The organism is Nostoc sp., from assembly GCF_036917315.1.
GTDB lineage: Bacteria > Cyanobacteriota > Cyanobacteriia > Cyanobacteriales > Nostocaceae > Nostoc.
Map to the genome: position 1 here is coordinate 79884 of NZ_JBALDR010000018.1, position 19429 is coordinate 99312.

Here is a 19429-nt window from a genome sequence, read left to right on the forward strand (position 1 = left end):
GGCGTTGCTGAATCAAGGGATGATTCTTGTAGGGTGGGCGACACGAGCGCCCTGAAATACAAGGGACGGGCAAGATGCCCATCCCACAAAACTAGCAAAATCATCCCGCAAATATGCAACGCCTAAATTTAGTTGCTCTGTATCCTTTTTGTTTTCGTTCATAGCAATATTTGGATTTGAGATTTGGCGAAAATTCGCAGCATCTCGCAAAGAGCGAACTAAACTTTTCAAGACGGATTTTGGATTTTAGATTGGTGATTTAGTAGTCCCCAATCAAAAATCTAAAATTCTTTTGTTAATCAGCTATTTGAGCAATATTGTTTGTTATTTTATGGATATACTGGCGATTTATCGATGCCGCCAACATGATTTAAAGGCCAGAAGCGAACTACAGCACGCCCAATGATATTCTGGCGGGGGACAACACCCCAACAGCGGCTGTCATAACTACTGTTACGATTATCACCCAGTACTAAATATGAATCGGCAGGTATAGTCTGGGGTTTTGCCAAAAAAGGTGGCTGTGGCCCTGATTGGCAAACATCAATAACTGTAGTCTGCCCAGAACTGAGGTAATTAGATTCTGGTAGAGGTTTGTCGTTGATATAGACTTTGCCATCCTTAAGTTGTATTTTCTCTCCAGGTAAGGCAATTATACGTTTAATAAAAGCATCTTGATATTGTTCTTTTTGCAGCTCTTTCGTCGGTGAAAATACTACTATGTCTCCCCGCTGCGGATCGGCAAATTTATACTTCAACTTATCGACAATAATTTTGTCTGCCTCCCACTGGTTTGGTGTACCATGCAAAGTCGGTTCCATTGATCCAGAAGGAATCCAGCGTGCTTCGGCAACAAAGGTACGAATTCCTAGAGCTAGAACAATGCTCAATACAATTGTTCTACCTAGCTCTGCGATCCAAGAATTATCGGGTTGTTGACTAGAGTTGTTATCAGACACTTGATTATGCATGAAATTACTTAACTTAACGAAAGATGTAGGTAATTAACTCGCCTAGTGAGACTTTATCTGTTAATCTTAACGGGAAAATTTTAATTTCCTAGTTATGTTTGCATCTTGACTACCAATTTTAGATTGTGGATTGGGAAGGAGGTAGGAGGCAGTGTTTCGACTACGCTCAACAACCAGGGAAGAGGCAGCACTTCGGCTACGCTCAGTGACCGGGGGTAGGAGGTACGAGGTTTGAATTTAGATAAGGCTTCTATATAAGACGCTCTCGCGTTCAACCCTATCTAATTGCAGTCCACCAAATCGGAGATTTTGTGGGGGACTTAAACTCCTGCTGCCTCTGTTGTTAAAAATAAACTTTTTTTTAAGGCGCGGCAAAAATTGGTTACTCCGATCGCGAATAAGTTTAACCTAAAAGCATGGTTCTCTGTAATACATAACTCGCTGTCTAAACTTGGTTATCCCTATGTCATCTCCAAAAATGTTACTGATTCGCCGCGCTCGCATAATCTTACCCGATGGTGAACTGATGGTTGGAGATGTGTTGACGCGCGATCGCCAAATAGTCGAAGTTGCGCCAGAAATCTCCCAAACAGCACTAGTCACTGAAATTGACGCAGAAGGCTTAACTTTGTTGCCAGGAGTTATCGATCCGCAGGTGCATTTCCGGGAACCTGGATTAGAACACAAGGAAGATTTATTCACCGCCAGTTGTGCCTGTGCTAAAGGGGGAGTCACTTCTTTTTTAGAAATGCCCAATACGCGCCCCTTAACTACGACACAACAGGCTCTAGACGACAAACTAGAACGGGCCTCACACAAATCCTTAGTTAATTATGGCTTTTTTATTGGGGCAACAGCAGAGAGTTTACCAGATTTGCTTTTAGCAAAGCCAACACCGGGAATTAAGATTTTCATGGGGTCGATGCATGGTCAGTTGTTAGTTGATGGCGAAACAGCATTGGAGGCGATATTTGCCAAAGGCGATCGCTTAATTGCCGTTCATGCCGAAGACCAAGCTAGAATTAACCAACGCCGCCAAGAATTTGCCAATATTCACGACCCAGCCGTTCACTCGCAAATTCAAGATAATCAAGCGGCGTTACTGGCAACCCAACTAGCATTAAAACTTTCTCAAAAATATCAACGTCGTCTGCATATTCTCCACATGTCAACTGCCGAAGAAGCAGATTTGCTGCGTCAGGAGAAACCGAGTTGGGTGACAGCTGAGGTTACGCCACAGCATTTGTTATTAAATACTAGTGCTTATGAAACAATTGGCACATTAGCACAGATGAATCCACCTTTGCGATCGCCCCACGATAACGAAGTTCTCTGGCAAGCTTTGCGCGATGGCGTAATTGATTTCATCGCGACAGATCACGCACCGCACACCTTAGAAGAAAAAGCTCAAGAATATCCCAATAGCCCTTCAGGAATGCCTGGGGTGGAAACTTCCCTGGCTTTGATGTTAACTGCGGCGATGGAGGGCAAGTGTACTGTTGCTCAAGTTGTGAACTGGATGTCTAAAGCTGTAGCTGTGGCTTATGGTATTCCGAATAAGGGAGCGATCGCACCTGGTTACGATGCCGATTTGGTGCTTGTAGATTTAAACACATACCGCCCAGTCCAGCGCGAGGAACTTTTAACCAAATGCCATTGGAGTCCTTTTGAAGGCTGGAACCTGACTGGCTGGGCTAAAACCACTATTGTCGGCGGTGAAATAGTTTATGACAAAGGCCAGGTAAATACGCAAGTGCGGGGTCAAGCTTTAACTTTCTTGTAGCAAATATTAGACCTCTTGCATAAATCAAAAATAAGAAAGAACTTTGTCTCCCCTCCCGAAGAGCCTACGGTGTATACACAAGTCTTCTAGAGTTGCGCCACAGGCTTTTGATCCCCCCAACCCCCCTTAAAAAGGCTACGGTGTATACACAAGTCTTCTAGAGTTGCGCCACAGGCTTTTGATCCCCCCAACCCCCCTTAAAAAGGGGGGCAAAAAGCTCTCAAAGTCCCCCTTTTTAAGGGGGATTTAGGGGGATCTAGGACGATTTTGGTTTTCTAGAAAGATGTGTGTACACCGTAGCCCGAAGAGCGGGGAGGGGTGTTAGGGACTTTTGCAAGAGGTCTATTTATTTAACCTTACTAAAACCCTGAATTTACAGCAACTACACAAGATATATTCCTCCCCAACCTTCACGCCAGATTGCGCGGGTGGGATATTTCTTAACCTCACAACGTAGAAATTTGCTGTATTTCTAAGTGTTTCAAGTTAAATAATCACAAAGACGCGATAAATCGCCGTCTCTACGAAAGATTGACTATTGTAGAGACGGCGATTCATCGCGTCTCTTGCCTTAACCGAAGAGTATTGCGGAAGGCGGAGCCTGGGAAGGAGAAAATATATTCTAGGCTGGCTTTCAAATTAACTTGACACCGATGCTACGCATACCCGTTCTACAGAGAAGCAAGCTATAAGTAGTGTCTCGTAGAGAAGGCACTTCGTTAAAAAAAAACTTAGGTATTTTTCCAGTCGGATAAGTCGGATAAGTCGGATAAGAGTAAACAAGCTAATGGAATCGTATTGTGATTCATCTCATGATGCTTGTCCACAGAAATAATCAAAGAGAATTGCTATGTCCTTCAAAATTTTGGCTTTAGACGGTGGCGGTATTCGTGGAATTGTTGCAGCACGAATACTTCAACAAGTAGAACAAGAAATTAGAAATCAGGGAAAAGGAGAGTTTTTACACGAATATTTTGACATGGTTGCTGGTACTTCTACTGGTTCAATATTAGCAGGAGGAATTGCTATTGGAAAGGAGAGTGATGAACTCATTAAAATGTATAAAAATAGAGGTAAAGATATATTTCCTCTGGAGAGAAAAGAGCGCTACAAAAACTTTCCGTCTATCATCAAATCAATTATTGATGTATTTTCCCCATCTAAATATTCTCATGATGGAATTACTAGCGTACTCAAAGATGCCTATAAATCCACAAGAATCAAGGATATCGAAAAACCCATTCTTTTGATTCTTGCTTACGATACGCTATATCGCAACACAACCTTTTTTACAAATTGTCATCCCGATTTAGGAGACAGATGGTACGATGACTGTTATTTATGGGAAATATGTACCGCTTCTGCCTCAGCACCTACTTTTTTTCCACCATATAAATTAGAACCTGTAGATAAACAAAAATTTGGTGACTGGGAATTCCCCCACATTGATGGAGGAGTTTCTGCTAATAACCCTGCTCTTGCAGCTTTAAGTTTAGCGATGAGGATTAGTCAGTCTTCAGTATCTTCAGAAATCAAGCAAAAATATAAACTAGATAATCTGCGATTGGAAGATATTTCTATCCTTTCTATTGGCACAGGTCAAACTGGTCAACCATATCAATATAAGCAAATCAGCAAATGGAGAGGCTTAGACTGGATCAAAAATCTTACTAACATCTTTATGGAACCTACATCTGAGATTGATAGTACCATTTGCCGACAAATCATGGGTGGATATGAGTCTAAACGTTACTTACGTCTTCAGTTTGACTTAAATGAGACATTTAAACCCAAGCCAAAAGAGACTTATAAAGATCCTCGCATTGTCTTACCTCCAGAAGAGCGGAAAAATAAATTTACAGGGGAAAAAGTCACAGAACAAATAGATGATACTAATTCCGAGATTCTTCAGCAGTTAATAGATACGACCTCTGCATTCATTGAGCAAGGTCTTACGTACTATACCAGAGACGATTCCGGTTCTCCGATAAAAAAGGCGATCGCGTCTTTTATTAAAGATAACTAGCGAACTGTGTCATTATTTACAAGCGTCTACAATTGGTTGGGGTTTGAATACCCATCCAATTGATTTGTATACCCTGTTCAAGGCTTTTTTTGGCTCGTTCCATCATCTGAGATAATCAAGGAGCGATGCCTACGGCGGTAAACTACGCACGTAAGTTCTAGCAATAAGTGCCTTATTTGATAAATTCTAGAAATTGTATTTAATTTACTAATTAAAATTTGCTTTTCTGATAAAGTTTAGTAAAGTCAAGCTTTACCTCTTCTTTGTACTACTACTATCACATCGTAATAATACCTAAGTTTTTTAATTAATAATTAACGAGGAGAAGATATAAAAAATTTTTAGCAACAAAATAGAATGTGTAATTCAATACATTTTTCTCAGCCCTGTTTTGTATTGTTGCCGCAGTATTTCCCGAATCTTTTCCATGAGAACTGAGGCAGAGAAAATAATATGTTTTTAGACATTTTAGCTAGCCTGCAACGGTTATTTGTTGGTTATATTCCAGCCGCTGTATTGGGTAGTTTTATCGGATATTTTATCGGGATAAATAGCATGGTTTATCAGCTATTTCGGCTGATATTTCAGCTCCCTCATAGTATCCCTCCTATCGCTTTGCTACCTATTGCCCTAATTGCGTTTCAAGAGAGCGACTCGGCTGCTATTGTAGTAGTTTTTGTGGGAACTCTCTGGACGATGATTATTAATACAGCAATAGGGATGCGGCATTTCAAAAGACAGAATAATAACTTTCGAGTAGCTATTTTTCATATATTTCATGCCTTGAAAGTTAGCATTTGGGTAGCCTGGTTTATCGTTATTGCCACAGAAATGTTAACAGGCCCAAGGGGACTTGGCTTTACTCTTTGGGATGCTTATAAAGCTGGCAATACTGATTACATAATCCAGGAAATATTATACATCGGTATCATTGGCTTTTTGCTGGATCAGTTATTAGATTTCGCAGCCTATATTCTCTCGCAAATGGTTTCAGATGGCAAAAAATCTTCTTAAACTTTATCGAACAGAATTCAGGAGTCAGGAGGTCGCCGAGCGTAGTCGAGGTGAGTCAGAATGAATTGTGTACGACACTTCTCTACGAGACGCTCCGCGAACGACAGGCTCAGTGCATCGCTGGCGGGTAGCGCAGCGTAGAGCCTTCTCTTCTCCCAAAAGGAGATCGCACAGCATCTTCATTCTGAATTGTACATTCTTCTTTATCTAGTAAAACACGGTGGAAATAAACGACCCATTCCAAATCAATGAAATGCTTATGCTGTATTCATTTTTAATTTTTAATTTTTAGTTCCGCCTTGCGTTACTAGGCTTGCGAATTGAACCCTGCCAGCTAATAGTTTGCTTGGCAGAACGTATTCCTAAAGAACGAGTTGCTACGACTTCAATATCAACGTTGACACTAGGGCGTAAAGCTTCGTCAGGAATTTTGAGCTTGCCCAAAGCTAGAGTAAAACGGTTGTAGTCACGAGTCACAAGTTCTGTGGGAATATCCCCTTCAAATTCAGTTTTGTAGCCAGAAAAACCGTGCGAGCTATCTTGGGCGCGGAATTTCACGCGAAACTGAGTATTAATGGCATCAGACTTGGCTGCCAAATCAACTATTTTTAAGTTGAGATTTTGTCCGGCATCGGCAAACTCTGCCACAGCTAACCGGGTGACATCTTTTTTGGGAATGGCATGGTTAACGGTAAATGTTGTTAAGTTAGCCTCACTTTTGCTGTTACCGTCAACCCATAATTCCTCAGAAAAAGTAATTTCTACTTGTTTGTTATCAGTTAAATTTAGTGTTACGGCTTGATTGCCAAAGCTGGTAATGGGTTGTCTTTCTTGCCAAACTATTTGAAAAGCCTCTTCTAGACGCTGTTCAAACTCTCGATAATCATCGGCGATCGCAGAACTAGGCGCAAGTAAAGAAGCTGCGCCTATGCGTTGATTCCACTTATTCTTCGAGAGTTTAAACTGTTTGTTTATCAGTTCCGACATTGCTAGCTGCACAGTTGGAGTATCAGCTGCCAAAGGTTCCTTGCTATTGACAATACTCAAAGTTCCTAAGCGCCCTTGGCTACCATCGCTACCATCACTGCCATCTCGCCCATCGCTACCATCGCTACATCGATAAACCTTTTCAGTACACTTATAATCAGGGCTACCAGGAGTTCCCTTGCAGGTTTTTACTTCCCATCTCCGTCTGTGACAGTTACAACCCTCCGTACCGTTACCACCTCTACCACCGCGCCCGCCTTCCCCACCAGTTGCCCGGATAGAAATATTCCGTAAGTCTGCCAAATTGCTGTAATACACTGTGGGGGAACCACCATTTCCCCCATCTCCTCCCTTGCCACCATTACCACCGTTACCACCATCTGGTGCATTTATATCATGGCTGACGCGATCGCGTTGGGAACCACAGTCAGGTTGATCGCCATGTTCCCCGTCTTCCCCGTCTTCACCATCTTTACCCGACAAGTCAAAATTTACAGGTGAACCATTGACAAAAATATTTTGGTTTTCACCGCTGCTACCATCTCTACCCGATCGCCCATCGGTTCCTGCGCGTCCATCTCTGCTATAATTTCTGGCTAATTTATAGTATTCGTCAGAGGCAACGGCTGGGCATAAAACTGAACCAGAGGCAGGCAAAAAGCTAGTAAAAAAGCAGAATGTCAGCAGTAGTGGCAGTTTACTCCTAAAACCATTGTGCATCTATTTACACCTAAAAGTTTAGTTGAATTATCTACTCCTGACGCTGACTTTCAACAATTTGCTCCCTCTTGTCCAGTGAGATTGTGTCCGCATAATTAGTTATGATTCCCACAGTTATTGCACCCCACCCCCAACCCCCTCCCCGCAAGCGGGGAACTCGGGGCCCCCTCTGGGGATTAGGGGCAGGGAGACAAAGCGCAGCTTTGGCGGGGTGGAGTTCTTGGGGTTTAGTAAGTAATCAAACGGACATAATATGAGATTGTGTCCGGTTAAAGACCGATCGATTTGAAAAAAGAATGCAACATTGTACATTCTAAAGCGAGGTAGTGAGCGTTGAAGTGTGACACACTTATGAAAAAGGATTAGCTTCTGTTATCACTTCTGGCAGTGGAATAAACTCTGTTTCATCTGGCACGCTAGCAAAGCGAGAGTCGCGCCAATCAGCTTTAGCTTGCTCTATTCGCTCTGGTCGGCTAGAGACAAAATTCCACCATTTGTAGCGTGTACCTAACGGCTCACCGCCAATAACAATACATCGAGCAGCATCTGTAGCAGAGACCTCAACTCGATCGCTTGGCTCTAGAATAGCGAGACGATATTGCTCTATCGGTTCATCATTAATCCTCAACCCCTCGGTGACACTGTATACTGCCCTTTGTGAATAATCTGTAGGGATAGTGAAGTGGGTGTTTGCAGACAACACTGCATCTAAATAGAGGATAGGTGAGAGAGCTTTCACTGGTGAGGTATAGCCAAATGCTTGCCCAGCAATAAGTTTGATGATAACGCCATTCTCTTCCCAGGTGGGAAGGATTTCAGCCGGATAGTGAATGAACGTTGGCTCGGTTTCTTCGTGTTCAACAGGCAGGGCAACCCAGGTTTGAATGCCATGAATAGTAGTTTCTTGCTGACGGTCAAAGTCAGGTGAGCGTTCTGAATGGACAATCCCCTTTCCTGCTGTCATCCAGTTGACTGCACCTGGTTGGATTTCCTGTACAGTACCCAAACTATCGCGATGCATCAAAGCACCATCAAATAAATAAGTTACCGTTGCCAGATTGATATGAGGATGTGGTCGGACATCGATGCCTTGATTGGGTGGCATAACGGACGGACCAAGATGATCGAAAAAGATAAACGGCCCAACCGTTTGGCGATTAGGATATGGCAAACTGCGGCGGGCAGAAAAACCACCCAGATTTTTAACTTCGGGTTCAATCAGTTGAAGAATTGCCATAAATACATCGCAGTTGATTAGTAAATGCTGTAATTATTATAAGTATATTTACTTTGAAATAAGCTAATCTGGATAAGTTATCTGTTTGTTTTGTAGAGTTGATGCCAATGCGATCGCCTGTTTTTTGCTAGTTTTTTATTATTAAACATTAAACACAGCCCCAGTCAGTATTGTTTCTCAACTAGAGAGTCTTTTGACAAGTGCGATCGCTCACGTTTAACTTTCTTAAACTTCTGATTAGATTTCAGTTTCCTACTGTTGAGGAAATTAATTGCAACCAATTAGCTCAATTACTATCAAATTCTGCAAAGCCCCGTCCATTAGTGCTAGATGCACGAAGTCAGGCTGAGTATGCAGTCAGCCATATCGAAACAGCAGTTCGCATAGATCCTCTCACAGAGGACTTAGCAGCAGTTGCAACAGTTTCAAAAGATAGACCAATTGTTGTGTACTGTGCTGTTGGCTACCGGAGCGCAAAATTAGCCCAAAAACTGGATAAAGCCGGGATGAAGTGCATTTATAACTTGAGTGGTGGAATTTTTCAGTGGGCAAACGAAGGCAGGCCGATCTTTCAAAATGGGCATCCGACACAGCTTGTACATCCTTACAATGCAATCTGGGGAAAACTGCTAAAAGCTACTTACCATACTCAGGAGTGTTGACCTTTGGACTAAGAGCTTGTCAACATTAAGTAAGTAGAATAAAAGCAACGATAAAACTACTTAAGCTGCATGTCTCAAGTTTCGATTGTCATTCCTACTTTAAACGAAGCAGTTAGTTTAGGGCGGACATTACGCCAATTGACTTTACTTAATCCGCCTGCTTTTGAAGTGATAGTAGTAGATGGTGGCAGCAATGATGAGACAGTGGCAGTTGCAAAACAATGCTTGGGGTCATTAAATCAGTCGCTAGGCGTACAAGTTCTCTCATCTGAACAGCGTGGGCGTTCTATTCAGATGAATTACGGAGCATCAGCTGCAACTGGAGATATTCTTTGCTTTCTTCATGCAGATACTTGGGTGCCGGATGACTTAATCACGGTAATAAAGCAAACCCTAGCAGAACCAACTATTGCCTGTGGGGGGTTCATTTCTCTAATGAGTGGATCTCAAACGACTCGCTGGGGCGTCTCTCTACATAATTATTTAAAAACCTACTACGCGCCACTGCTATTTAAGCCTCACCTGTTTTTTCGAGGATTGCGCCTGTTGTTTGGAGATCAGGTAATGTTTTGTCGTCGCACTGACTTTTGGGATTGCAATGGATTTGATGAGGCATTACCGATTATGGAAGATGGAGATTTATGCCTGAGATTGGTTAAAAAAGGACGTATTTATCTGGTGAACCGCATTGTTCACTCTTCAGATCGCCGCGTCGCAAAATGGGGTAGCTGGAAAGCAAACGCAATCTACCTTTATATCGGTTTTTTGTGGGGGATTGGCGTTGATGCAAATTATCTCAAACAATTTTATCAAGATATTCGCTGATTCAGGCTCCAGTCATAGTAGAGATAGGAAATCGGCGTTGAAGCATTTATTGGCAAGTCTGTTTCTAGGTAGGAGCGGATATATTCTGGAATAGAGGATTTGACCTTAAGAAAATCTTGACGATACCATTTAAAGATTTTGCTACAGTAGAGCGTTTTACTATCTGAGTCATAACGGACTTTTTCAGGATTGTTAATGAAGCGACGGGTATCTTCATCTAACTGCTGAGTAACTTGTTGAGGAAAATAAGCTCCAGCCCGCAGTAACGGACAACCAACGGAAGCGCAGACAATTGCAAAATGAATTCGTGGCTCCTGTAATTGATTCCGCAGAATCTGGTTTTCTATTTGGGCTAGACTGTAATGTTCGTCAAATATATAATAAGCACGACGTTGGAAGAACCACAAAAAAGCCAGCCAGTTGGGAATGCCTAAGATTCGCGGACGGATTGACTCAAGCGGGTATCTCTCCAAAATTGTCGAAATGGTGAACGCATTGTAAAGGTTGATCCACAATGCCAATTGCTCAGAAGTGTTGCTATTAGATGTAAAAGCCAGATTTTTTTGACTCGACAACCAATTTGCGATCGCTTGAGGTTGCTCAGTTTTCCAAGCAATATAGTTTACACGACCCTCTCGATCGACATACTGACGCAACAACCTGTCCCAAGGTTCAAAATCAATCATTATTGCTGTGTTTATATGTTGGTCGTTGTTTTTACTTATACCTGTACCAATTGAATCCTAAAAATAGAATGAAATAGTCCTGATTTAGAGCTAAGAGAATTCTTTGGTTTCGTAATAGTGACGTACAGTTGAATTTGTACAAGTATTTATTTAACGAATTATAACAATACTATCTTTGGCAACTTGAAATCAGCGATACACTGAGGAAAATTCCTTGAGGAAGCGTTGATGGCACGGTCAAACGGGGTTACAAGTGAAACGTCTGTAGAGGAATTGCCTACAGCTTCAGACAAAGATACGATCGCAATTGAAAATCCACCTGAGCCAGTGGAGGATGCCCAAGATATTGACGACATATTGAACTCACTAAAAACCTTACTGAGTTCTCTAGAAAAGCTCCAAAAAGTCCGGCAGGAAGTGGGCGATATCAAACCGTTGATTGGGCGGATGCTTGATGGAGAACTAGTTGCTGGTGAAGAACTTGAGCAACTCAAGACAGGTGTGAGCAGTCTTTCTCGCCTTGTTCGTGCTTATAATGACCATCAAGTAGCGTTGGCTAAAGCACAACCTGCTAGAAATTTGCTAGATCAAGTACTGAAAGAACGTAAAGCTAATTGAGTTGAGACTGGGGATTAGGGATGAAATTCTTTGGATTTTGGTTGGAGTTCTAATTTCCAATTTAACAAGCGATCGCATTCTCTCAAAAAAGTGCGATCGCTTCTCCATCGCCTTTAGGTATGTATGTCTACGACGACAAGGTATATTGTTAAAGTAAGTATGGTATTATACTCCATCTACTATTTAAATTTGCTAATAACCTAAAATAGGTTATGATGACGAAAGCCTAGTATTACTTGCAAGGTAGGTATCGTAATGAAGACTAATAGAGAGAATCTACCCTTAGACCAGATTCTCTTGGAGGATAGCTTACAAATGCTGAGTAATCTGCCAGATGATTGTGTTGATTTAGTTGTATCCTCTCCACCTTATAATCTAGGCAAAGAATACGAATCAAGGCAAGCTATTGAGATTTATTTGGCAGAACAAACAGCCGTTCTGTTTGAATGTAGCCGGATTCTCAAAAATACAGGTTCGCTATTTTGGCAAGTTGGTGCTTTTTCTGACCGAGGAATGCTGATTCCTTTGGATATTCGCTTTTTTCCGATTTTAGAGTCATGCAGATTAATTCCTCGCAACCGAATTATATGGGCTAGGCAACATGGTCTTCATGCCCAGAAAAAGTTTTCTTGTAGACATGAAACTATTCTTTGGTTTACTAAATCAGATAATTATAAATTTAATCTAGATGCTATTAGAGTTCCCCAAAAGTATCAAAATAAGAAACATTATCGAGGAAATCGAAAGGGGGAACTTTCATGCAATCCAGAAGGTAAAAATCCTGGTGATATTTGGTTGTTTCGGAATGTTAAACACAATCATGAAGAACAAACTATACATCCCTGCCAATTTCCAGAAGACTTGGTAGCTAGAATGATATTAGCTACAACTAACGAAAATGATATTGTTTTAGATCCATTTATGGGAGCTGGTACTACGGCAGTGGTTGCGAGAGATCATGAACGTCATTTTATCGGGTCAGAAATTGAACCGAAATATCATCAAGTTGCGTTGCGTCGTCTCAGTGGCAATCCAGATAAAAATGGTTGTTTTCCAAATTTAAAAACATTGCGTGATTATGTTGAAAAAACTGGTCAATCTATTGATAAATTTAAGTTTGACGTGCAAGTAGGAAATAAAGCTTCAGAACGCAGCAAAGCAAAAATTTATCCAGAAGAGTATCATTTGCAAGAAATGGAAGATAGACTAATCTATGAAGAATCTGCTTTTGCAGCTAATCTAAGAGGTGAAGAGATTCCAGTAGATGCAAAGCTTAATGGAAATGGGAAAACGACCTCTTTACAAAATCAAATGGTAAAACAAATAGAAGAAGTAGAACAAATCGAATTGAGATTATGGACTTAATAGATTAATTTTTACAATAAGTTAATTAGACAACGACTACGGGCTGTACTCCCGCAATAATTTGGCATTGGCGACTAACTCTAGTATTCACGGTTCTAGAATATCTTTTAGATAAATACTCAGTCCAGATAATAGGAACTATTGTATTTTGTTGTTCAAATAATCCAACCAGTCTGATTGGTACATCAAAAACTTGGTTTTTAGCCAAAGCTGTTAATTGATTAACAGCTTGCTCGTAATAAAGAGTGCTATTGGAGGCAGGAAACATCAGAGCCTTTGTTACTATAATTACCAAATTAGTCGGGTATCCAACAAATTCAGTTTTAGCTTTGAAGAACAATTCTGAGCGCAAAGTGTTATTGAGTAAAAAGGGATAGTTAGAAAATTGAATTTCAATGATAATGCCAGTTTTAGCAAAATCAACATCTGTACCTAAAAATCTATAAGGTCCTGGAATAGGAATATTTGATTGCCAACCATCATGAATAAAAGCAGCTTTAATATATTCGTTCGTACCTACTGGATCGAATATTGCATTACCTTGAATTCCAGCTTGATCTGAAGCCTTGATGTGCAAAGGCATTCTAGTGAGAGTAGCACTAATCTCATGCCATTCGTTTTGGTATTGGGTATTAATTATTGTATCTGCTGCGTTAAAGTCAACATATTGAATAATGATTATTATGTCTCCTTTTGGTATTTCACCAGTTCTTTGATAAAAGCAAGCGGATCGATTTCTAGAACTTGGGCAACTTGTAAAAATTCAATCACGTCAAGACGACGCTCTCCACGTTCATACTTTGATACATAAGATTGTGGAAGCTCTAGCTTTGCTGACAACTCTGTTTGAGTGAGCTTTGCAGCTTTCCGCGCTTCTATAAGTAACTGGCGAAACCGATTGTAATCTTCGCTGAAAACTGATTTAGGCACTTTAGCTTGCCTTTTTTCTGGCGATGGTTTATTCGATCTCGATGAGAGTTATTACATATTGCTAAACTCAGTTAAATTCTAAAACCTAATATAGGATAAACCCAAAATAGGTTTTTAACAGCTATGCTGAAAACAGCACGCGCGTAGGCGTTAGCGTAGCCTCTCCAAGAGTTGCCCTTGGTAGACATCGCACCCTTAATTCCTCAAGGTCGTAAATGTGAAGTCGCTACATGTCTAAATCTGTGGTTTCATTTGAAGGATATCAAATTTTGCAAGATATCTATTTATGATGATGAATGTTGCACCTGCCATTGTAATACTGGGTCAAAATAGCGTGACAGTAGCACGCAAGATAATCAGCGTCTTACCAGGGGCAACACTATACGGTTTAGAGGGTCGCACATCGGAAGTTGATGTCAGCTTCACAAATTTTGGCGAGACGCTACGCGAGTTATTTATGCAGGGAAGACCTCTGATTGGCATTTGTGCTGCTGGTATTTTAATTAGGACGCTAGCTCCGGTAATCTCGGATAAACGACAGGAACCACCAGTGCTAGCTGTGGCTGAAGATGGTAGTGCTGTTGTTCCCTTGTTGGGTGGACTTGGTGGAGTAAACGATTTAGCGCGTCGCATTGCCGAAGTCCTGGATGTTAAACCTGCAATTACGACCACAGGCGATTTACGTTTAGGCACAACGCTATTATCTCCTCCTCCTGGATACCATTTGGCAAACCCAGATGATGCAAAGAAATTTATTTCAGATGTGCTAGCTGGGGCACAAGTTAATCTTGAAGGAATAGCACCTTGGTTGAGCGATAGTAAATTACCGATAGATGCCAAGGGAGATTTGACCATCCAAGTTACAGAACGTTTGGTGACTCCTACAGCCAACTGTCTTGTCTACCATCCAGCAACGATCGCGATCGCAATTAGTGGCATCATTGATAATGCAGTCGTTTTAGTACAACAGCTACTAGCTGATGCCAAACTAGAAAAAACATCAGTCGCCGGGATATTTGCACCCATCACCGCCGCAGCCGATCCCGCAATCCACGCCGTATCTAGCGCCTTGGGAGTACCCACCCGCTTTTTTACCCCAAATCAGCTAGAAAGTCTACTTTCACAAGGTTATAGCCCCGCCCAAGCCGCAGCGATCGCCGCCACAGGTGCATCCCCTTTATCTTCTCCTTCTGCTAGCATTGCGATCGCTATTGCCCCTCAAGTAATTGACCCCAATACCATCGGTCAGCCACGCGGACGGTTAGCGATTATTGGCACGGGCCCTGGTGGTTCGCTGTGGATGTCTCCAGAAGTGAAGGAGATTCTCAAGTCGGCAACTGACCTAGTAGGTTATAAAACTTATTTAGATTTAGTTGGTTCTCTGGCTGATGGCAAGCAACGGCATGAGTCTGACAACCGCGAAGAAGAAGCACGAGCAAAGATGGCCCTTGATTTGGCTGCATCTGGGCGATATGTAGCTGTAGTTTCATCTGGCGATCCCGGTATCTATGCAATGGCAGCAGCGGTTTTTGAGGTGTGCGATCGCTATGCTAAACCTGAATGGGACAGTATCGACATTCATGTAGCCCCAGGCATCTCTGCAATGCAGGCAGCAGCAGCAGCCATTGGTGCGCCTCTTGGGCATGACTTCTGTGCTATTTCCCTTTCTGACATCTTGAAACCTTGGTCTGCGATCGCACAACGAATTACCGCTGCTGCCGAGGCTGATTTTGTCATTGCTTTCTACAATCCTGTTTCCAAAGAGCGTACTTGGCAACTGGCAGAAGCGAGAAATATTTTGCTGCGACATCGAACACCAGATACACCAGTAGTATTAGCCCGAAATCTCGGTCGCCCAGGACAGACGGTAAAAGCGATCGCACTTGAGCAGTTAACTCCAGCAAGCGCTGATATGCGGACAATTATTCTCGTTGGTTCCACAAAAACCCGAACCATTAAGCGCCGCGATGGTAATATCTGGGTTTATACGCCGCGTCGCTATACCGAATAGGCACGATTGGCGCTGTCAGCAAAGAGAGCAAAAAAGGATAAGCACTTTTTTAAAGCACTCAAAGATGAAGGGATGGGATTTTGCATTTTTTGTAATGCTGCGATCGCTACCCTTTATGCTTTAGAAATAAAACAAATCAAACGAATTGTAATTTTTGAGTGTGATGTACATCACATAAAAGGAACACAAGCAGCCGAGCAAAAGGTGTCCAACATTATTTTTTGTTCAATTCATCAATTAGCAGGTTATTAACACATAGAAAAATCTAAGGAACATACATAGAAGTTCCCAAAAGCCTGCAACAGCAAGTGGTAAATCGTCAAAATTTTGAATTTTCACAACAGCAGTCACAGTTGTGTTACTATACAACTCGTGTATGTAGTTCATTCAAACAAAAATCCCAATATCTCTCACCTACCTGGAATGTAAATGAGTAAAAATCATTGGTGATTACGCTATGAAAAAATAAATTATTATCAAACAGAATACATTTGTCAAAAGTCAGAATTTATTCTGAATTATGTACAACTAGCGGATGAATCATCAGGTTTAAGAACCTCACAAAACAAGAAAATTTGGTGATACAAGAATTCATTAGTGGGTCTAAATCCCCGATTGAGAACGAAGCTCCTTCTCTACGAAAGGTTTCTCTTTCAGAGACGCTAACGCGAATGCCAAGAAATCCTTAAGTGTCTTGATTCGGACTTCTGAATTCTTATTTCAACACATTTTCTTTGGAATTTTAACATTGTAATCTAAGCATGTAGTAATTAGTCAGGAGTTTAGTTTCATGAATCCTAAAGTCTCTGTAATTATCCCTGCCTACAATACTGAAGTTTATATTAAGAAGGCAATAGAGTCAGTCTTAAATCAAACCCTCACTGAGCTTGAAGTTATCGTTGTCGATGATGGTTCGATTGATAAAACTGTAGAAGTTGCAAAGAGTTTTACCGATCCACGTCTCACAGTGATAGTTAATCCACAAAACCTTGGGGTTTCTGCTGCACGTAATCTTGCTATCAGAGCAGCCCAAGGAGAATGGATTGCTGTTCTTGATTCAGATGACTGGTATGCTCATGAAAGATTAGAAAAGCTTGTGTTGCTAGCAGAACAAGCAAATGCAGATATGATTGCAGATGATGTTTATTTTATAAAAGATGGTGCAACATCTCCTTGGAGTACATTGATTCAAGAAAGTGGAGAACATATAGATAAAATTCTCCAAATTGATATCGTTTATTTCGTAGAGACTGATGTCTATGGAAAAACAGGGCTGCATCTTGGTTTAAGTAAGCCTATGTTCAAACGAGAATTTTTGGTTAAACACAGCATAGAGTACGATGAAACCCTAAGTATAGCTGAGGACTTTTGGCTTGACATGAAATGCTTAATTAATGGCGCTCGCTTTTTTCTAGTGCCAGAAGCCTATTATTTCTACCGTTCGCGCTCTTCTTCTCTTGTACGTGAAAGCCCATTTAAACGTCTAAATCAATATTGCATAGCTACTTATTCTTTCATGCAGCAAAAAGCTGTGAAAAAAAATCCAGCTTTAATGCGTGCTCTGTCTTATAATCTTACAGTTTACAACAGAACTTTAGCTTACTATCAAGTTTCATTCTCTATCAAAGAAGGAAAATGGTTATTAGCATTGAAAGAACTCACGAAAAATCCAAGTTTTTTTTATGATTTTATTTATAAATTTAACGATATTATCCAACGTCGATTTCAATACTATGTGATGGGTAATGAATTAGTTTTTGAGATGCTTTATAATATCCAGATAAAACGAAGAAAACCCATGCATCCCAGTTTCTATTCTCCCAGCAATAATAAATAACTAAGGCCAAAAGATTGTTACAGAAATATGAGGTAAGGGAGTAATTAGACAACCCTGTGACTGGGAAGTTTATAAAGCTGTACGTCTTCGCAACTTGGCTGCGATGCCTACGGCGGTAAACTACGCAGCCTCATTCCAAGAAAATAATCTTGTAGTCAGTTGGGTTAACAACCAAATCATAGCTCCTATACTGATTTGTATTGGAGATAGATATGATTGAATTTAGAATATTATTCCTGAATTTACTCTCCCTATTGAACGCCGCGAAATACTCGATCGAGTAATCATGTTCTATTTTCCAACCATAGGACTGTTATGATACCTATTGCATAAGCAAAAATATCTTTCCAATCAAATACACTTCCCAAAGCAACAGCCAGAATCTTGTATTTTTGTAATCCTAAATTATTTACAAAATTAAAATATTGCAGAATTTCGATTGTACAAGAAAAGGCAAAAACTGATAAAGCGACGATGGATGAATGTATATTCAAAAAAGCTTTGACAAAGCAATAAATTAATATAACTACTAAAACATCACCGATAAAAGGACGAATGAAACTATCATTGACAAAAACAGCAATACATATTTCTATTAAAAATAGTAAAATTGTGAGATAAAAATATTTTTTGTTGAAGATAAACATGGCAATCAATAGCGCTCAAAAAACACCTGCTTTGACTATCAATCTCTTTAATTTTTGATAGATTATGTTGAAGATTCTATTATTACTGAGTAGGTTTCCAAATGACAATGGGATATAAAACTCTTTGTCTACCAATAAACTTCTCTGTTTTGCCTTCCCTGTAAGAGCTTCTGCCTTCACGTTTCCGTGTTTCGCGCAGCCTGTAGCAACTTTCGTCTTCCCTGTAAGAGCTTCTGCTTTCACGTTTCCGTGTTTCGCGCAGCCTGTAGCAACTTCCGTCTTCCCTGTAAGAGCTTCTGCCTTCACGTTTCCGTGTTTTGCGCAGTCTGTAGCAACTTCCGTCTTCCCTGTAAGAGCTTCTGCTTTCACGTTTCGGTGTTTCGCGCAGCCTGTAGCAACTTCTGCTTTGACGTTATTAGAAACAGACTTGCGTTATACGACAATACGGCTCAATTAAGGGTTATTGGTGTAAATAATTAGGGACTTTCAGAAAATAAATTATCCAATTTACTCAGATAATATTCTTCTATCTCCCCCAGCTCGGTTGTTGAGCGTAGTCGAAACACTGCCTACACACCAATAGGATAGATATTTTTGACTTCGGAAGTCCCTTGGTATTTCAAGACGCGATAAATCGCATCTCTACATCTGGATTTCGGGCTATTCCTGATACACATTTACTTGCACTGTAAGATTTAATCGGATAATCTGAGCAATCGAGATTGTTTTTCAAGAAAACCAATGAACAAATTCATACTGAGTTTGCTTTCTTCTCCAGTGCTGATTAGCTCTCTTCTCTCTATGGGAGTAATGTTGAATCACGCACAAGCTATGGAGCCAGAACCAGGAGCCAAAATCACAGATCGTCTATCTTGTATACGCAATAAACATAAAGTGGGTTTAGTATGTGCCAGGGCTTCTGTATTGGCTCAAATTCCTAACTATCAGCGTGAAATAGAGTTTTCTCAAGAAGATGCTCCCATGCTGGAGTTCAATGATGAAGAAAGCAATGTGGCAATCAACTTATTTGGCTGTGATTGTCCTGCTTGTATAAATTCTTTGCGTCAGATGCGCAACGCGACACCCTTGGTATATTAGTAAATCATCGAT

20 protein-coding genes are annotated in these 19429 nt (G+C 40.9%); 11 read left to right on the forward strand and 9 right to left on the reverse strand.

The genetic code is table 11. The features are described from left to right. Window positions 1-12: 12 nt before the first annotated feature. On the reverse strand, window positions 13-162 hold the full coding sequence (locus tag V7K84_RS10435) for a hypothetical protein (protein WP_334837862.1): 150 nt from the start codon (window positions 160-162) through the stop codon (window positions 13-15). Between the two features lie 167 nt (window positions 163-329). After that, the gene (lepB, locus tag V7K84_RS10440; protein ID WP_334837863.1) at window positions 330-971 is read right to left on the reverse strand and encodes a signal peptidase I; all 642 of its coding nucleotides are present in this window, start codon (window positions 969-971) and stop codon (window positions 330-332) included. A 463-nt stretch (window positions 972-1434) separates the two neighbouring features. Here lepB and V7K84_RS10445 point away from each other — a divergent pair, with 463 nt between their 5' ends. The 3 genes from V7K84_RS10445 to V7K84_RS10455 all read left to right on the forward strand — a co-directional run bounded on the left by V7K84_RS10445 (window position 1435) and on the right by V7K84_RS10455 (window position 5794). After that, window positions 1435-2754 carry a dihydroorotase gene (locus tag V7K84_RS10445; RefSeq protein WP_334837864.1) on the forward strand — a complete coding sequence of 440 codons (1320 nt, stop codon included), beginning with the start codon at window positions 1435-1437 and terminating at the stop codon, window positions 2752-2754. A gap of 850 nt (window positions 2755-3604) precedes the next feature. Further along, window positions 3605-4780, forward strand: a complete 1176-nt coding sequence (locus tag V7K84_RS10450; protein ID WP_334837865.1) for a patatin-like phospholipase family protein — start codon at window positions 3605-3607, stop codon at window positions 4778-4780. Window positions 4781-5233: 453 nt separating this feature from the next. Next, window positions 5234-5794, forward strand: a complete 561-nt coding sequence (locus V7K84_RS10455) for a nitrate transporter (RefSeq protein WP_334837867.1) — start codon at window positions 5234-5236, stop codon at window positions 5792-5794. A 288-nt stretch (window positions 5795-6082) separates the two neighbouring features. On the opposite strand, the gene V7K84_RS10460 is transcribed toward V7K84_RS10455, so the two are convergent. Together V7K84_RS10460 and V7K84_RS10465 are read right to left on the reverse strand one after the other, a co-directional pair. Then, on the reverse strand, window positions 6083-7501 hold the full coding sequence (locus tag V7K84_RS10460; protein ID WP_334837869.1) for a collagen-like protein: 1419 nt from the start codon (window positions 7499-7501) through the stop codon (window positions 6083-6085). A gap of 349 nt (window positions 7502-7850) precedes the next feature. Continuing rightward, on the reverse strand, window positions 7851-8738 hold the full coding sequence (locus tag V7K84_RS10465) for a pirin family protein (protein ID WP_334837871.1): 888 nt from the start codon (window positions 8736-8738) through the stop codon (window positions 7851-7853). Window positions 8739-8938: 200 nt separating this feature from the next. On the opposite strand from V7K84_RS10465, the gene V7K84_RS10470 reads away from it, so the two are divergent. Together V7K84_RS10470 and V7K84_RS10475 are read left to right on the forward strand one after the other, a co-directional pair. After that, on the forward strand, window positions 8939-9400 hold the full coding sequence (locus V7K84_RS10470) for a rhodanese-like domain-containing protein (RefSeq protein WP_334837873.1): 462 nt from the start codon (window positions 8939-8941) through the stop codon (window positions 9398-9400). A 69-nt stretch (window positions 9401-9469) separates the two neighbouring features. After that, window positions 9470-10225, forward strand: a complete 756-nt coding sequence (locus V7K84_RS10475; protein ID WP_334837875.1) for a TIGR04283 family arsenosugar biosynthesis glycosyltransferase — start codon at window positions 9470-9472, stop codon at window positions 10223-10225. Here V7K84_RS10475 and V7K84_RS10480 read toward each other — a convergent pair. Then, window positions 10210-10911 (reverse strand): DUF547 domain-containing protein, encoded by a 702-nt coding sequence (locus tag V7K84_RS10480; protein ID WP_334837877.1) that lies wholly within the window; start codon window positions 10909-10911, stop codon window positions 10210-10212. The genes V7K84_RS10475 and V7K84_RS10480 overlap by 16 nt on opposite strands. A 228-nt stretch (window positions 10912-11139) precedes the next feature. On the opposite strand from V7K84_RS10480, the gene V7K84_RS10485 reads away from it, so the two are divergent. Together V7K84_RS10485 and V7K84_RS10490 are read left to right on the forward strand one after the other, a co-directional pair. Then, entirely contained in the window at window positions 11140-11529 is a 390-nt protein-coding gene (locus tag V7K84_RS10485) for a hypothetical protein (protein ID WP_292732278.1), read from the forward strand. A gap of 255 nt (window positions 11530-11784) precedes the next feature. Continuing rightward, window positions 11785-12894: a DNA-methyltransferase gene (locus V7K84_RS10490; RefSeq protein ID WP_334837879.1), complete on the forward strand. Its 1110-nt coding sequence runs from the start codon at window positions 11785-11787 to the stop codon at window positions 12892-12894. A 25-nt stretch (window positions 12895-12919) separates the two neighbouring features. Here the strand turns inward: V7K84_RS10490 and V7K84_RS10495 are convergent, their stop codons facing one another. Then, window positions 12920-13657 carry a BglII/BstYI family type II restriction endonuclease gene (locus V7K84_RS10495; protein ID WP_334837922.1) on the reverse strand — a complete coding sequence of 246 codons (738 nt, stop codon included), beginning with the start codon at window positions 13655-13657 and terminating at the stop codon, window positions 12920-12922. After that, the gene (locus tag V7K84_RS10500; RefSeq protein WP_334837880.1) at window positions 13576-13824 is read right to left on the reverse strand and encodes a helix-turn-helix domain-containing protein; all 249 of its coding nucleotides are present in this window, start codon (window positions 13822-13824) and stop codon (window positions 13576-13578) included. Before V7K84_RS10500 ends, V7K84_RS10495 begins: the two co-directional genes overlap by 82 nt. Window positions 13825-14113: 289 nt before the next feature. Here V7K84_RS10500 and cobJ point away from each other — a divergent pair, with 289 nt between their 5' ends. The 3 genes from cobJ (at window position 14114) to V7K84_RS10515 (ending at window position 17672) form a co-directional block, all read left to right on the forward strand. Continuing rightward, window positions 14114-15835, forward strand: a complete 1722-nt coding sequence (gene cobJ / locus V7K84_RS10505) for a precorrin-3B C(17)-methyltransferase (protein ID WP_442940940.1) — start codon at window positions 14114-14116, stop codon at window positions 15833-15835. A 6-nt stretch (window positions 15836-15841) separates the two neighbouring features. Then, on the forward strand, window positions 15842-16087 hold the full coding sequence (locus tag V7K84_RS10510; RefSeq protein WP_334837883.1) for a hypothetical protein: 246 nt from the start codon (window positions 15842-15844) through the stop codon (window positions 16085-16087). A gap of 538 nt (window positions 16088-16625) precedes the next feature. Next, entirely contained in the window at window positions 16626-17672 is a 1047-nt protein-coding gene (locus V7K84_RS10515; RefSeq protein WP_334837884.1) for a glycosyltransferase family 2 protein, read from the forward strand. Between the two features lie 284 nt (window positions 17673-17956). Here V7K84_RS10515 and V7K84_RS10520 read toward each other — a convergent pair whose 3' ends face one another. Beyond that, window positions 17957-18319, reverse strand: a complete 363-nt coding sequence (locus V7K84_RS10520; protein WP_334837886.1) for a ribosomal maturation YjgA family protein — start codon at window positions 18317-18319, stop codon at window positions 17957-17959. Between the two features lie 15 nt (window positions 18320-18334). Then, window positions 18335-18688, reverse strand: a complete 354-nt coding sequence (locus tag V7K84_RS10525; protein WP_334837887.1) for a hypothetical protein — start codon at window positions 18686-18688, stop codon at window positions 18335-18337. 372 nt (window positions 18689-19060) lie between these two features. Between V7K84_RS10525 and V7K84_RS10530 the strand changes: the two genes are divergently transcribed. Beyond that, on the forward strand, window positions 19061-19417 hold the full coding sequence (locus V7K84_RS10530; protein ID WP_334837889.1) for a hypothetical protein: 357 nt from the start codon (window positions 19061-19063) through the stop codon (window positions 19415-19417). Window positions 19418-19429: the final 12 nt, after the last annotated feature.

Excerpts from the sequence above, each read along its gene's own strand:
- V7K84_RS10520 (WP_334837886.1), bottom strand. The coding sequence starts at position 18,319 with ATGTTTATCTTCAACAAAAAATATTTTTATCTCACAATTTTACTATTT.
- V7K84_RS10465 (WP_334837871.1), bottom strand. The coding sequence starts at position 8,738 with ATGGCAATTCTTCAACTGATTGAACCCGAAGTTAAAAATCTGGGTGGT.
- V7K84_RS10435 (WP_334837862.1), bottom strand. The coding sequence starts at position 162 with ATGAACGAAAACAAAAAGGATACAGAGCAACTAAATTTAGGCGTTGCA.
- V7K84_RS10460 (WP_334837869.1), bottom strand. The coding sequence starts at position 7,501 with ATGCACAATGGTTTTAGGAGTAAACTGCCACTACTGCTGACATTCTGC.
- cobJ (WP_442940940.1), top strand. The coding sequence starts at position 14,114 with ATGATGAATGTTGCACCTGCCATTGTAATACTGGGTCAAAATAGCGTG.
- V7K84_RS10485 (WP_292732278.1), top strand. The coding sequence starts at position 11,140 with ATGGCACGGTCAAACGGGGTTACAAGTGAAACGTCTGTAGAGGAATTG.
- V7K84_RS10490 (WP_334837879.1), top strand. The coding sequence starts at position 11,785 with ATGAAGACTAATAGAGAGAATCTACCCTTAGACCAGATTCTCTTGGAG.
- V7K84_RS10480 (WP_334837877.1), bottom strand. The coding sequence starts at position 10,911 with ATGATTGATTTTGAACCTTGGGACAGGTTGTTGCGTCAGTATGTCGAT.
- V7K84_RS10475 (WP_334837875.1), top strand. The coding sequence starts at position 9,470 with ATGTCTCAAGTTTCGATTGTCATTCCTACTTTAAACGAAGCAGTTAGT.
- V7K84_RS10515 (WP_334837884.1), top strand. The coding sequence starts at position 16,626 with ATGAATCCTAAAGTCTCTGTAATTATCCCTGCCTACAATACTGAAGTT.
- V7K84_RS10445 (WP_334837864.1), top strand. The coding sequence starts at position 1,435 with ATGTCATCTCCAAAAATGTTACTGATTCGCCGCGCTCGCATAATCTTA.
- V7K84_RS10455 (WP_334837867.1), top strand. The coding sequence starts at position 5,234 with ATGTTTTTAGACATTTTAGCTAGCCTGCAACGGTTATTTGTTGGTTAT.
- lepB (WP_334837863.1), bottom strand. The coding sequence starts at position 971 with ATGCATAATCAAGTGTCTGATAACAACTCTAGTCAACAACCCGATAAT.
- V7K84_RS10450 (WP_334837865.1), top strand. The coding sequence starts at position 3,605 with ATGTCCTTCAAAATTTTGGCTTTAGACGGTGGCGGTATTCGTGGAATT.
- V7K84_RS10530 (WP_334837889.1), top strand. The coding sequence starts at position 19,061 with ATGAACAAATTCATACTGAGTTTGCTTTCTTCTCCAGTGCTGATTAGC.